Origin of the sequence: Amycolatopsis sp. NPDC026612 (genome assembly GCF_040638285.1) — a bacterium.
Taxonomy (GTDB): domain Bacteria; phylum Actinomycetota; class Actinomycetes; order Mycobacteriales; family Pseudonocardiaceae; genus Amycolatopsis.
This window is the reverse complement of record NZ_JBEZYB010000052.1, coordinates 40,092-55,404: the sequence shown is the minus strand read 5'-3', so window position 1 is coordinate 55,404 and position 15,313 is coordinate 40,092. Positions and strand designations below refer to the sequence as shown.

Annotated in this window: 1 protein-coding gene; it reads left to right on the top strand. The window is 76.2% G+C overall.

Annotation, left to right across the window (positions count from 1 at the left end; translation table 11 throughout):
• Window positions 1–34 precede the first annotated feature (34 nt).
• Window positions 35–15,304, top strand: a complete 15,270-nt coding sequence (locus AB0F15_RS32625) for an SDR family NAD(P)-dependent oxidoreductase (protein ID WP_360278823.1) — start codon at window positions 35–37, stop codon at window positions 15,302–15,304.
• Window positions 15,305–15,313 lie beyond the last annotated feature (9 nt).

Here is a 15,313-nt window from a genome sequence, read left to right as displayed (position 1 = left end):
TGGCCTCGTCGCGCAGGGCGAAACCCAATGCGCCCTGCGCGACGGCCGGGTCCTCGTTCCCCGTCTCCAGCGCGTCGCCCCGGCCGAAAGCCGCGCCGAAGAACACGGGACCGTCCTCATCACCGGCGGCACCGGCCTGCTCGGCTCACTCGTCGCCCGCCGGCTCGTCACCGAACACGGGGTACGCAGCCTCGTCCTCGCCTCGCGCCAGGGCGTGGACCAGGCCGACGAACTCCGCGCACTCGGCGCCGAAGTCCGCGTCGTCGCGTGTGACATCGGGGACCGCGACGAAGTCCGCACCCTCCTCGACGGCATGCCCGGCCTCACCGGCGTGGTCCACGCCGCCGGGGTCCTCGACGACGGCGTCCTGACCGCGCTCGACGAGAGCCGCCTGGACAGCGTGTTCCGCGCCAAGGTGGACGGCGCCGTCCACCTCGACGAGCTGACCCGCGACCTGACGATGTTCGTCCTGTTCTCCTCCGCCGCGGGCGTGCTCGGCCACGCCGGTCAGGCGAACTACGCCGCCGCCAACGGCTTCCTCGACGGTCTCGCCGCCCGGCGGCGGGCCCGGGGCGAGCCGGCCGTTTCCCTCGCCTGGGGGCTCTGGGCCGACGAGAGCGGGCTGACCGACGGCATCGACCGGGCGTACGCAGGCCGGGACGGCGTCGGGGCGCTCACCACCGGCCAGGGCCTCGAGCTGTTCGACCGCGCCCTCGCCGCCAACCGGCCCCTGCTCGTCCCCGTCCGCCTGGACCTGCCCGCGCTGCGCCGCCGGTCCACGGTGCCGCCGCTGCTGCGCGGCCTCGTCCGGCCGGTCCGGCGGGAAGCCCGCGCCGCCGGCTTCGCCCGGCGCGAGGACGTCGAAAACCTTGTGCGCACCGAAGCCTCGGCCGTGCTCGGCGGTGCCGAGATCGCCCCGGCACGCGCCTTCCGCGACGCCGGTTTCGACTCGCTCACCGCCGTGGACCTGCGCAACCGGCTCGCCACCGCGACCGGGCTGACGCTGCCCGCCACGCTCGTCTTCGACCACCCGGACCCGGCCGCGCTGGCCGCCCACCTGCATGGCGTCCTCACCGGCCACGCCCCGGCCACGACCGCCGAAGCGACGGCCCCGGTCGCCGAGCCGATCGCCGTCGTCGGCATGGGCCTGCGGCTGCCCGGCGGGGTCGACACCCCCGAAGCGCTCTGGGAGCTGGTCCGCGACGGCGTCGACGCGATCGGCGGGTTCCCGGAGGACCGCGGCTGGGACCTCACCGCCCTCTACGATCCCGACCCGGCGGCCACCGGCCACAGCTACACGCGCTCCGGCGGGTTCCTGCCCGACGCGGGGGTGTTCGACGCCGGGTTCTTCGGCATCTCGCCACGCGAAGCGCTGGCCATGGACCCGCAGCAGCGGCTGCTGCTGCAGACGTCGTGGGAAGCCCTCGAACGCGCGGGCATCGCGCCGACGTCGCTGCGCGGGCAGCGCGTCGGGGTGTTCACCGGCCTCATGTACCACGACTACGGCACCGGTGCGCCCGCCGACCCCGAGCTGGAAGGACTGCGCGGGACGGGATCGGCGGGCAGCGTCGCGGCGGGCCGGGTGTCCTACGTGCTCGGCGTGCAGGGCCCGGCCGTCGTGGTCGACACGGCGTGCTCGTCGTCGCTGGTGGCCCTGCACCTGGCCGCGCAGGCGCTGCGCGCGGGGGAGTGCTCGATGGCGCTGGCCGGCGGCGCGACCGTGCTCTCGACGCCGGAGGTGTTCGTCGAGTTCTCCCGTCAGCGGGGGCTCTCCGCCGACGGGCGGTGCAAGTCCTTTTCGGATGAAGCCGACGGAACGGGCTGGGCCGAAGGCGCCGGAGTGGTGGTGCTGCAACGGCTTTCCGACGCCGTCCGCGACGGCCGCGAAGTGCTCGCCGTCATCCGGGGCAGCGCCGTGAACTCCGATGGGGCCTCCAACGGCTTGACCGCCCCGAACGGTCCCGCCCAGCAGGCCGTCATCCGGCAGGCACTGGCCGCCGCCGGCCTCGAACCGTCCGAAGTGGACGCGGTCGAGGCGCACGGCACCGGCACGGTCCTGGGTGATCCGATCGAGGCCCAGGCGCTCCTGGCCACCTACGGCGCCGGTCGGGAAACGCCGCTGTGGCTGGGATCGCTGAAGTCCAACATCGGCCACGCCCAGGCCGCGGCCGGGGTCTCCGGGGTGCTCAAGATGATAATGGCCATGCGGCACGGTGTTCTCCCGCGCACCCTGCACGCCGAGTCGCCGTCGTCGCGGGTGGACTGGTCGGCCGGCGCGGTCGAACTGCTCGCCGAGAACCGGCCGTGGGACACCGGGAACCGGCCGCGGCGGGCCGCCGTCTCGTCGTTCGGGGTCAGCGGCACCAACGCGCACCTCGTCCTCGAACAGGGCCCGCCGCCGGCTCCGGTCGAGCCCGTCCCGGTGACCACGCCGGTGCCGCTGGTGGTGACCGCGCGCACGCCGGAAGCGCTCCGGGCGCAGGCGGCCCGGCTGGCCGGCGCGCTCGGCGACGACCTCGCCGGGACCGCGGTCGCGCTGGTCGGCACCCGGGCGGTGTGGGAGCACCGCGCCGTCGTCACGGCGGTGGACCGGGAGGCGGCGCTCGCCGGTCTCACCGCGCTGGCCGACGGCGTTTCCGCGCCGGACGTCCTCACCGGCGCTGTCACCGGCACCGGCACCGCCGGCCGCCTGACCTGGGTGTTCCCGGGCCAGGGCGCGCAGTGGGCGGGGATGGGGCGCGAGCTGTGGGCGTCGAACCCGGTGTTCGCGGCGCGGATGACCGAATGCGAAGCGGCCCTCGCTCCCCACGTCGGGTGGTCCCTGTCCGAGGTCGTTCGGGAAGCCCAGCCGCTGGCCGCGGTGGACGTCGTGCAGCCCGTGTCGTTCGCGGTGATGGTCTCCCTGGCCGCGGTGTGGGAGTCGCTCGGGCTGCGCCCGGACGCCGTCCTCGGCCACTCCCAGGGCGAGATCGCGGCCGCGTGCGTCGCGGGCGCGTTGTCGCTGCAGGACGCCGCGCGGATCGTCGCCGTGCGCAGCCGGATCATCGCGCACCGGCTCGCCGGGCACGGCGGCATGCTCTCGGTCGCCCTGGACGAGGCCGCGCTCCGCCTGCCGGACGGGGTCGAACTCGCGGCGGTCAACTCCCCGTCGTCGGTGGTGCTGGCCGGTGACCCGGCAGCGCTCGACGCACTGGAAGCGTCCTACCGCGCCCAGGACGTGCGGGTGCGCCGGATCCCCGTCGACTACGCCTCGCACACGGCCCACGTGGAACGCGCCGAAGCCGAACTGCTCGCCGCTTTGTCCGATGTGGACAGCAGGGCCCCGGAAACGCCGTGGTTCTCCACCGTCGGTGGCGAATGGATCAGCGCGGCGGTCCAGCCGGACTACTGGTACCGCAACCTGCGCGAGCCGGTCCGGTTCGCCGACGCCGTCACCACGCTGGCCGGCGCCGGGCACCGGGTGTTCCTCGAGGTGAGCTCGCACCCGGTGGTGACCGCCGCCATCCAGGAAACCGTGGCCGACGCGCTGGTGTGCGGCACCTTGCGCCGCGACGAACCGGAGAGCGACCGGCTGCTGCGGGCCGCCGCGGACCTGTTCACCCGCGGTGTCGCCCTCGACTGGACGCCGTTCCTGCCCGAAGCGGTCCCGGTCGCCCTGCCGACCACCGCCTTCCTCGGTGAGCACTACTGGCTGCGCCCCGCCCCGGGCGGCGGCCAGGACACCCTCGGTCACCCCGTGCTCGGTGCCGCGGTGGAAGACGCCGCATCCGGCGGAATCGTGTTCATCGGCCGGCTCTCCCGGGAAACCCAGCCGTGGCTGTCCGCGCACGCCGTGACCGGGACCGTGCTCCTGCCCGGTGCGGCGCTGGTCGAGCTGGCCGTGCGCGCCGGTGACCACGCGGGCACGCCGGTGGTGCGCGAGCTGGTCGTGGAAACCCCGTTGGTGCTGCCGGAAACCGGGACCGTGCCGATCCAGGTCGTGCTCGGCGCGCCGGACGACGACGAGCGAGCCGTCAGCATCCACTCCCACGACGACGGCGGCTGGGTCCGCCACGCCGCTGGGGTTCTCACCCCGTCGACCGCGGCGTCCACTGTGGACTTTTCGCCCTGGCCGCCGCCGGGAGCCGTCGAGACCGACCTGAGCGGCTTCTACGCCGACCTGGCCGACCGCGGCTACGAATACGGCCCGCAGTTCCAGGGCGTCACCCGGGCCTGGCGGCGGGACGACGACGTCTTCGCCGAGGTCGAGCTGCCAGGGGACGCCGACCCGCGGGGCTTCGGGATCCACCCGGCCCTCCTCGACGCCGCGCTGCACCCGCTGATCCCGGTGGCGGGGGAGGAGGTCGAGCTGCCGTTCGCCTGGACCGGGGTGACCTTGCACGCGACCGGTGCCACCGCCGCCCGCGTCCGGATCCGGCCCGCCGGGACCGGCACCGCGGTCGAGCTCGCCGACGGAACCGGCGCGCCGCTGCTGTCCGTCGCCGGGCTGGTCACCCGCCCGGTGGACCGGCTCCCGGCCCGCGAGCGCGATGGCGCGGCCCTGTTCGCGGTCGACTGGATCGAGCTGCCCCCGGGCGAAGCGACCGGCCTCGACGCCGAAGTGCTGGCGGTGGAAGGGATCCCGCTCGCCGACGTCCTGCGCCGGATCCAGGAGTTCGTCGCCGGGCCGGGGACCCGCCTGGTGGTCCGGACCCGCGACGCCGTCGCCACCCCGCACCCCGACCCCGCCGCGGCGGCGGTGTGGGGTCTCGTGCGCTCCGCCCAGGCCGAACACCCGGATCGGCTCGTCCTCGTCGACGGCGACCTGCCGGACGGCCGGCTCACCGCCCTCGGCGAGGACCAGTGCGCGGTCCGCGACGGGCGGGTCCTGGTGCCGCGGCTGGTCCGGTCCACGCGCGACGGACTGGACCTCCCGGACGGACCGTGGGTCCTGCGGACCGGCCGGACCTTCGACGATCTCGCGCTCGAACCGTCCCCCACGGAGGCCTTGCGGCCGGGCCAGGTCCGGGTCGCGGTCCGCGCGGCCGGGATCAACTTCCGCGACGTGCTCGCGGGGCTCGGCGTCGCGCTGGACCTCAAGAGCGTCGCCGGCGAAGGGGCCGGCGTGGTCGTCGAGGTCGGTCCCGACGTCGCGGGCTTCGCGGTCGGGGACCGCGTGCTCGGCCTGGTCACCCGCGCGTTCGAGCAGCTCGCCGTGGCCGACGTGCGCACCCTCGTGCCGATGCCGGCGGGCTGGTCGTTCGAAACCGCCGCGTCGGTGCCGATCGTGTTCACCACCGCCTACTACGGCCTGGCCGACCTCGCCGGTCTCCGGCCCGGCGAACGGGTCCTGATCCACGCGGCCGCGGGCGGCGTCGGCCTGGCCGCGGTGCAGCTGGCCCGCCACTTCGGGGCCGAGGTCTTCGCGACCGCCAGTCCCGGCAAGCAGCACCTCCTGCGCGAACTGGGGATCGACGACGACCACCTCGCGAACTCCCGGACGCTCGGCTTCGCCGCGAAGTTCGGGCCGGTCGACGTCGTCCTCAACTCCCTCACCGGGGAGTTCGCCGACGCGTCCCTCGGGCTGCTCGCCGAAGGCGGCCGGTTCCTCGAACTGGGCAAGACCGACCTGCGCACCGGGCTCGACGGCTACCGCGCCTACGACCTGCACGACGCCGGCCCGGAGCGGATCGGCGAGCTGCTGCGGGAAGTCCTGGCGCTGTTCGGGACCGGCGTGCTGGAGCCGTTGCCGGTCACCGCGTGGGACGTCCGCCACGCGCCGGCCGCCTTCCGGTTCATGGCGCAGGGACGGCACACCGGCAAGAACGTCCTCACCACCCCGCGTCGGCTCGACCCGGCGGGGACCGTCCTCGTCACCGGCGGCACGGGCCGGCTGGGCGCGCTGGTGGCCCGCCACCTCGTCACCCGCCACGGCGTCCGCGACCTGCTGCTGGCCTCCCGCCGCGGCCCGGCCGCCGACGGCGCCGCGGACCTCGTCGCCGAGCTGACGGCGGCCGGTGCGCAGGTCCGGGTCGTGGCCTGCGACGTCGCCGACCGCGACCGGGTGCGGGACCTGCTCGACGGGGTCCCCCTCACCGCCGTCGTGCACGCGGCCGGCGCGCTCGCCGACGGCGTCCTCGCCGCGCAGGATGCAGAACGGCTGGCCACGGCCTTCCGGCCCAAGGCCGACGCCGCGGTCGTCCTCGACGAACTCACCCGGGCGCACGACCTCGCCGCGTTCGTGCTCTTCTCGTCCGCGGCCGGCGTGCTCGGCGGGGCCGGGCAGGCCGGCTACTCGGCCGCCAACGCGTTCCTCGACGGCCTCGCCGCGCGCCGCCGCGCCGAAGGTCTGCCCGCCGTCTCGCTGGCCTGGGGACGGTGGGCCGACGAGAGTGCACTGACCGCCCACCTCGGCGCCGCTGACACGAGCCGGATGGCGCGCGCCGGCGTCGGCGCGCTGACCGCGGAGCAGGGGCTGCGGCTGTTCGACGAGGCGCTGGCCGGGCCCCGGATCACGGCCGTGCCGATGGTCTTCGACCCCGCGGCCCTGCGCGAACGAGCCCGCACCGAGACCGTGCCGCCCCTCCTGCGCGAGCTGGCGGGCCGGGGCCGCCGCACCGCCCGGACCGCTGCCCGCGCCGGGACGTGGACCGCCCGGCTGTCCCGGCTGGACGATCAGGCCCGGGTGGCCGCGCTGACCGAGCTGGTCACCGCCGAGGCCGCCGTCGTGCTGGGCGGCGGGGCCGCGGTGGCCGGCGGGCGGGCTTTCCGCGACGCCGGATTCGATTCGCTGACCGCGGTCGAGCTGCGCAACCGGCTCACCGCGGCCACCGGCGTGTCCCTGCCCGCGACCGCCGTGTTCGACCACCCGACCCCGGCCGCGCTCGCCGCGCACCTGCGGGACGCGCTGCTCGGCACGGTCGCCGCACCCGCTCCGGTCGCCGCCGCGGCAGCCGGCGAGCCGATCGCGATCGTCGGCGCCGGCGTCCGGCTGCCCGGCGGCGTGGACAGCCCGGAAGCGTTGTGGCGCCTGCTTTCCGCCGGCGTCGACGCGATCACGCCGTTCCCCGCCGACCGTGGCTGGACCGGCGTCGCCGGGGCCGGCGGTTTCCTGGCCGACGCCGGGCAGTTCGACGCGGCGTTCTTCGGCATCTCGCCGCGGGAAGCCCTCGCCATGGACCCGCAGCAGCGCGTGGTGCTGCGGACCGCGTGGGAGGCCCTGGAACGCGCGGGCATCGCGCCCACCTCGGTCCGGGGCACGGACGTCGGGGTGTTCCTCGGCGCCATGGCCCAGGACTACGGCACCCGCGTCCACGAAGCGCCGGCGGAGACGGCCGGGTTCGCGCTCACCGGCTCGTCGTCGAGCGTGCTCTCGGGCCGGGTCTCCTACGTGCTCGGCGCGACCGGCCCCGCCGTCACCGTCGACACGGCGTGCTCGTCGTCGCTGGTGGCCATCCACCTCGCCGCGCAGTCGCTGCGGTCCGGCGAGTGCTCGACGGCGCTGGCCGGTGGCGTGACGGTGATGGCGACCCCGGCGGCGTTCGTCGAGTTCGCCCGGCAAGGCGGCCTCTCCGCCGACGGCCGTTGCCGGGCCTTCGCCGACGACGCGGACGGCACCGGCTGGGCCGAAGGAGCGGGTGTACTGGTACTGCAACGGCTTTCCGACGCCGTGCGCGAAGGCCGCGAGGTGCTCGCGGTGGTGCGTGGCACGGCGGTCAACCAGGACGGCGCTTCGAACGGCCTGACCGCTCCCCACGGTCCGGCCCAGCAAGCCGTGCTCCGCCGCGCCCTCGCCACGGCCGGCCTGCGACCGTCCGAAGTGGACGTCGTCGAAGCGCACGGCACCGGGACCGTGCTCGGCGACCCGATCGAGGTCCAGGCCGTGCAAGCGGTGTACGGGACCGATCGGGAAACGCCGTTGTGGCTGGGGTCCCTGAAGTCCAACATCGGGCATGCCCAAGCCGCGGCCGGCGTGGCCGGGGTGGTCAAGATGGTGCTGGCGATGCGCCACGGCGTCCTGCCGTGCACCCTGCACGCCGGGACGCCGTCGTCGCGGGTGGACTGGACGGCCGGCGCGGTGCGGCTGCTGTCCGAACCCCAGGACTGGCCCGCGGGGGAACACCCGCGTCGCGCCGGGGTCTCGTCGTTCGGCGTCTCCGGCACCAACGCGCACCTCGTGCTCGAAGAGGCGCCCCCGGCCGCGGACCGCGAACCGGCACCGGACACCGTCGTGCCGCTGGTGGTTTCGGCGCGGTCGGCCGGGGCGCTGGCCGAACAGGCCGGGCGGCTCGCGTCCGCGCTGGCCGAGGGGGCCCCGCTGCCCGAGGTGGGCTGGTCGCTCGTGCGGACGCGGGCGGTGTGGGAACACCGCGCGGTGGTGACGACCGGCGACCGCGACGAGGCGGTCGAGGCACTGCGGGCCGTGCGGAGCGCGGGACCGGCCGAAGCGAACGGCACGGCCTTCGTCTTCGCGGGGCAGGGCGCGCAACGGCCGGGCATGGGGATGGAGCTGTACGCGCAGTTCCCCGCCTACGCCGAGGCGTTCGACGAAGTCTGCGCCGAGCTGGACCGCCACCTCGACCGGCCGCTGGCCGATGTGATCACCTCGGACGCGGTGCACGAAACGGCCTACGCGCAGGCGGGCCTGTTCGCCGTCGAGGTCGCGATGAGCCGGCTGCTGGCGTCGTTCGGAGTCCGGCCGGGCGTCGTGGCGGGGCACTCGCTCGGTGAGCTGTCGGCCGCGCACGTGGCCGGTGTCCTGACGCTCCCGGACGCGGCCCGGCTGGTCGCCGCCCGGGGCCGGCTGATGCAGGCGCTGGTGCCCGGCGGCGCCATGCTGGCCGTGACGGCGGCCGAGGCGGACGTCGAACCGCTGCTCGGCGAGGGCGTCTGGCTCGCCGCGGTCAACGGGCCCGCTTCGGTCGTCCTGTCGGGTACCGAAGCCGCGCTGGCGGCGGCAGCCGGGGAGCTGGCCGCGCGGGGGGTCGAGACGTCGGCGCTGCCGGTGCGGCACGCCTTCCACTCGGACCTGGTGGAGCCGGTGCTCGCCGAGTTCGCCGCCGAAGCCGCGCGGGTGGACTTCCACGAGCCGGTGCTGCCGCTGGTCTCGACGGTCACCGGGGAGCTCGCCGGTCCCGAGGTGACGACGCCCGAGTACTGGGTGACGCAGATCCGCCGTCCGGTCCGGTTCGCCGACGCCGCCGGGACGCTGCTGAGCGGCGCCCCCGGCACCGTCGTCGAGCTGGGCCCGGGCGGGGTCCTGACCGCGCTGCTGCGGGCCAGGGCCGACAGCACCGCCGCGGTCGCGCTCACCCGACGCGACCGGCCCGAACGCGTCACGCTGCTGGCCGCGCTCGCCACCCTGTTCACCCGTGGCGCCGACGTCGACTGGACCCCGTTCTTCCCGGCCGCCACCCGGCACCTCGTCCCGCTGCCCACCACGGTGTTCCGGGAGCAGCACTTCTGGCTCCACCCGGAGCCGGCGGCCGGGGACGCCGCCTTCTGGGCCGCGGTCGCCCGGGAGGAGCTGCCCGCCGGGGCCCCCGATTCGCTCGCCGCGGCGCTGCCGGACCTCGCGCGCTGGCACCGCGGGCGCCAGGCGGAGACCGCCGTGGCGGACTGGCGCCACCAGGTCACCTGGGAACGGCTGCCGGAGCCGGCGGCCCGGCCCGGCCGGTGGCGGGTGCTCGACGACGACGGCACGTTCGCCGCTCTCCACACTGCGGAGGACGCGGCCGACCACGTCCTGATCGTGTCCGACGGCCGGGTCGAGCACCTCCTGTCCCGGCTGCGGGACCTGCTCGCCGACCCGGCCGCCGGCCGGATCTGGGTCGTCACCCGGGGGGCGGTGTCCGTCGACGGAGAGCCCGCCGACCCCCGGGCCGCGCAGGTGTGGGGCCTCGGCCGGACGGCCGCGCTCGAACACCCCGGCCGCTGGGGCGGGCTGGTCGACGTCACCGCGGACGCCGACGACACCGCCGTCGGGCGCGCGATCGCGGTCCTCGGTGGTGAGGAGGACCAGGTCGCCGTGCGGACGCAGGGCGCCTTCGGCCGCCGCCTGATCCGCCGCAACTCCACTGTGGACGATTCAGCGTGGACTCCGCGCGGCACGGTCCTGGTCACCGGCGGGACCGGCGGCCTGGGCGCTCACCTGGCCCGATGGCTGGTGGACCGCGGCGCCGATCGCGTCGTGCTCGTGAGCCGGCGGGGCGCTCCGGCCGTCGAGCACGAGCGGATCACCGCCGTCGCCGCCGACGTGACCGACCGGGCCGCGCTCGCCGCGGTGCTGGCCGGCTACCCGCCGGACGCCGTCGTGCACGCGGCCGGGGTCTCGGGCGGCGCGGTGGCCGTCCAGGACCTCGACCCGGCCACGCTGGAGCGGGTGCTCGGGGCCAAGGCCGACGGCGCGCTGCTGCTGGACGAGCTGCTCGGGGACCGTCCGCTGGACGCGTTCGTCCTGTTCTCCTCGGTCGCCGCCACCTGGGGCGCGGCCGGCCAGGGCGCCTACGCGGCGGCCAACTGCACGCTCGACGCGCTCGCGGTGAACCGGCGGGCCCGCGGGCGCACCGCGGTTTCGATCGCCTGGGGTCCCTGGGACGGCGAAGGGATGGGCGCCGAAGACGGCGCCCGGGCCCGGTTCGCGCGTGGAGCCGTCGCCACGATGCGGCCCGAGCACGCCTTGACCGCGTTGGACCTGGTCCTGCGCGACGGCGAACCGGCCGCGGTCGTCGCCCCGGTCGACTGGCGCCGGTTCGTGCCGGTCTTCACCGCCGGCCGGCCGAGCCCGCTGCTGAGGGCCTTCGCCGAACCGGCCACCGAGCACCGGCCGCGGACCACGACAACCGACCTGGCCGAACTCACCGAACTCGTCCGCTCCGAGGCGCGGACCGTGCTGCGCGGGGCGGAAGTCGCGCCGCGGCAGGCGTTCCGCGACGCCGGGTTCGACTCGCTCACGGCGATCGAACTCCGCGACGCCCTGACCGCACGGACCGGGCTCGCGCTGCCCGCGACGACCGTCTTCGACCACCCGGACCCGATCGCCCTCGCCACCCACCTGCGAGCCGGACTCACCGGCGGCACCACGGCCGAGCCGGTGATCGCGGCAGCCGCGGACGGCGACGACCCGATCGTCGTGGTCGGCATCGGGCTGCGCCTGCCGGGCGACGTCGACAGCCCGGAAGCGTTGTGGGACCTGGTGTCCGGCGGGGTCGACGCGATCTCGGCGTTCCCCGCCGACCGCGGCTGGACCGGGACCGGCGCCGGTGGGTTCGTGCACGACGCGGCCCTGTTCGACGCCGGGTTCTTCGGCATCTCACCTCGTGAGGCGATGGCCATGGACCCGCAGCAGCGGCTCGTCCTGCGCACCGCGTGGGAGGCATTGGAACGAGCCGGGATCGCCCCGACGGCCCTGCGGGACGAGCCGGTCGGCGTGTTCGTGGGCGCCTCCGCGCAGCCCTATGGCACGGGCTCCGACCCGGACGGCTTCGGGCTGACCGGGGCGTCGTCCAGTGTGCTGTCCGGCCGGCTCTCCTACGTGCTCGGCCTGCGCGGGCCGGCCGTCACCGTGGACACCGCGTGCTCGTCGTCGCTGGTCGCGATCCACCTGGCCGCGCAGTCCCTGCGGACCGGCGAGTGCGGCCTCGCGCTGGCCGGCGGCGTGACCGTCATGACCACGCCGGCCGCGTACACCGAGTTCGCCCGCCAGGGCGGCCTCGCCGGGGACGGCCGCTGCAAGTCCTTCTCCGACGACGCCGACGGCACGTCCTGGGCAGAAGGCGCCGGAGTCCTGGTGCTGCAACGGCTTTCCGCCGCGCGCCGTGACGGCCGCGAGGTCCTGGCCGTCGTGCGCGGGACGGCGGTGAACTCCGACGGCGCGTCGAACGGCCTGACCGCCCCGAGCGGGCCGGCGCAGCAGGGGGTCATCCGGCAGGCGCTGGCCAACGCCGGGCTCACACCGTCCGAAGTGGACGTGGTGGAGGCGCACGGCACCGGCACCGCGCTCGGCGACCCGATCGAAGCGCAGGCCGTGCTGGCCACCTACGGCGCCGGCCGGGACACCCCGCTGCGGCTCGGTTCGCTGAAGTCGAACATCGGGCACACCCAGGCCGCGGCCGGGGTCGCCGGCGTCGTCAAGATGATCATGGCGATGCGGCACGGCGAGCTGCCGCGCACCCTGCACGTGAGCACACCGTCGTCCCGGGTGGACTGGACGGCCGGGAACGTGCGGCTGCTCACCGAGCCCGAACCGTGGCCGGCAGGCGAGCACCCGCGCCGCGCCGGGGTGTCGTCGTTCGGGGTGAGCGGCACGAACGCCCACCTGGTGCTGGAGGAACCACCCGCCGCCGGGATCGCCGAACCGGTACCGGATCCGGGCGTGCTGCCGGTCGTCGTGTCGGCGCGCTCGGCCGCGGGCCTCGTCGCGCAGGTCGACCGCGTGGCGAACTTCCTCGCCGGACAGGAGACCTTGGCCGCGCCCGCGTGGTCGCTGCTGCGGTCGCGGGCGCTGGGGGACCACCGCGCGGTGGTCCTTGCCGGAAGTCCCGGGCAGGCGGCCGAGTCGCTGCGGCTGAGCCCGATCCGCGGCGAAGCCGATCCGGCGCGCGCCGGGGTGGCCTTCGTCTTCACCGGTCAAGGCGCTCAGCGACCGGAAATGGGATTCACGCTGGCCGCGGAGTTCCCGGTGTTCGCGGCGGCGTTCGACGAGGTGTGCGCGGAACTGGACCGGCACCTGGACCGGCCGCTGCGCTCGGCGATCGGCTCCGAGCTGGTGCACGAGACGGCGTACACCCAGGCCGCGCTGTTCGCCTTCGAGGTCGCGGCGGTGCGGCTGCTGGCGTCCTTCGGAGTGCGGCCGCGCGTGGTCGCCGGGCATTCGCTCGGGGAGCTCACGGCGGCGTACGTGGCAGGAGTCTTCTCCCTCGAAGACGCGGCGATGCTGGTCGCCCACCGCGGGCGCCTGATGGGGGCGTTGTCCCCAGGGGGTGCGATGGTCGCGGTCGAAGCGTCCGAAGCGGACGTCGAGCCGCTGCTCGGCGAGGGCGTCTGGCTGGCCGCGGTCAACGGGCCGCGGTCGGTGGTCCTCTCCGGCGAGGCGGACGCCGTGCAGCGGGCGGCCGCGTCGCTGCCCGGGCGGACCACGGCGTTGCCGGCGCGGCACGCCTTCCACTCCGGCTTGGTCGAGCCGATGCTGGCCGAGTTCGCGCAGGTCACGGCGAAGGTGACGTACCGGGAGCCGGAGTTGCCGGTGCTCGCCGGGGAGGTGACGCGCGGGGAGTACTGGGTCGACCAGGTGCGGCGGCCGGTGCGCTTCGCCGACGCGCTGACCGCGATCACCGCCCACGACGTGGCGGCGGTGCTGGAGGTCGGTCCCGACGCGGTGCTGGCCGCGATGGTGCCCGACCCCGTGCCCGCGTTCGCGATCACCCGCCGGGACCGGCCCGAGCCGGCCACGTTCCTCGCCTCGCTGGCCGAACTGTTCGCCCGGGGTGCCGACGTCGGCTGGAGCCCGCGGTTCCCCGCCGGGTTGCCGATCGTGCCGGTCCCGACCACGGCGTTCCAGGAACGCCGGTACTGGCTCAAGCCCCCGGCGCCGGAGACGCCGTCCTCGCGCTACCGCGTCGAATGGGAGCAGGTGCCCGCGGCGGGGGCACAGATCGCGGGCCGCCGCTGGCTGGTCGCCGCGGCCGGGGACGACCTCGGCGTCGCCGCGGCACTGCGCGCCCGGGGCGCCGAAGTGGTCCCGCTGACCTGGGAGGACGGCCGCGAAGCGACCACCCGCTGCATCGACGGGGCCGGCCCGCTCGACGGTCTGGTCCTCGTCACCGGAGCGGCCGACGCGGCCACCGCCCTGCCCGCGGTGCAAGCCGCCTTGACCGCCGCGGCACCCACCCCCGTGTGGGTGGTCACGCGCGGGGTCGCGGAGCCGGCGGTGGCCCAGGTCTGGGCGCTGGGCCGCACCGCCGCGCTCGAGCACCCCACACGCTGGGGCGGCCTGGCCGGCCTCGATGGCCCGGACGCCGCCGACCTGCTGCCCGCCGTGCTCACCGGCGCCGAAGACCAGGTCAGCTTGCGCGCGAACGGCGTCTTCGCCCGCCGCCTGGTGCCCGACGACACCGCGGCTCCCGGCGAGGGCTGGATCCCCCGGGGAACCGTGCTCGTCACCGGCGGGGGCGGCACGCTGGCCCCGCACCTGACCCGCTGGCTCGCCGACGCCGGCGCCGGCCACGTCGTGCTGCTCGGCCGCGGCGCCCCGGTGGTGCCCGGCCGGCCCGGGTGCCGGGTCACGGCGGTCGCCTGCGACGTCACCGACCGCGCGGCGCTCGCCCGCGTGCTCGAGCAGCACCCGCCGGACGCGGTCGTCCACGCCGTCGGCGCGTCCGGCGGACCGGCCGGCGTGACCGAGCTGACCCCCGCCGACCTGACCGACGCCCGGGTGACCGGCGCGGTGCACCTCGACGAGCTCCTGGGCGACCGGCCGCTCGACGCGTTCGTGCTGTTCTCCGCCACCGCGGGGGTCTGGGGCGCGGCCCGGCGCGGGGCGTTCGCCGCGGGGGCGGGGTTCCTCGACGCCTTCGCCGAGCACCGCCGGTCCCGTGGCCGTACGGCGCTGTCGGTCGCGTGGGGTACCTGGGCCACCGGCGCGCTCACCGCCGAGGCACGGCAGCACCTCGACCGGCAGGCACTGTCCACGATGGACCCCGATACCGCGCTTTCCGCGCTGCGCGCGGCCTCCGCGACGGGGCGCCCCAGCGCCGTCGTCACCGCGATGGACTGGCCGCGGTTCGGGGCGCTGTTCACCGCGGCGCGACCGAGCCCGCTGCTGGCCGGGTTGTTCGGCGCCGAGACCGAGCCGGAAGACCCCGGAGCCGCCGACGCGTTGCGCAACCGCCTGCGCCCGCTCGACGGCGAGGGCCGGCGCACCGCGCTCACCGAGCTGGTCCGCGCCGAGGCCACCGCCGTGCTGGGCACCGACCCCGGGCCGGCGCGGCCGTTCCGGGACGCGGGGTTCGACTCGCTGACCGCGGTCGAGCTGCGCCGCCGGCTCGCCGCGGCGACCGGTACGGCACTGCCGGCGACCGTCGTGTTCGACCACCCGACCGCGCAGGCGCTGGCCGAGCACCTCGCCGGCGTCCTGACGATCCCGGCGTCCACTTTGGACGAGCTGCTCGACTCGCTCGACCCGGCCGCGCTGGACGAGCGGACCGCCGCGAAACTGCGGCGGTTCCTCGACGCGAGCGCCGCCCCGAAGCAGGTCAACGACGACCTCGATGCCGTCACCGCCGACGGCCTGTTCGACTTCCTCGACCGAGAGCTCGGTCGGCCGTGAACCCGAAGG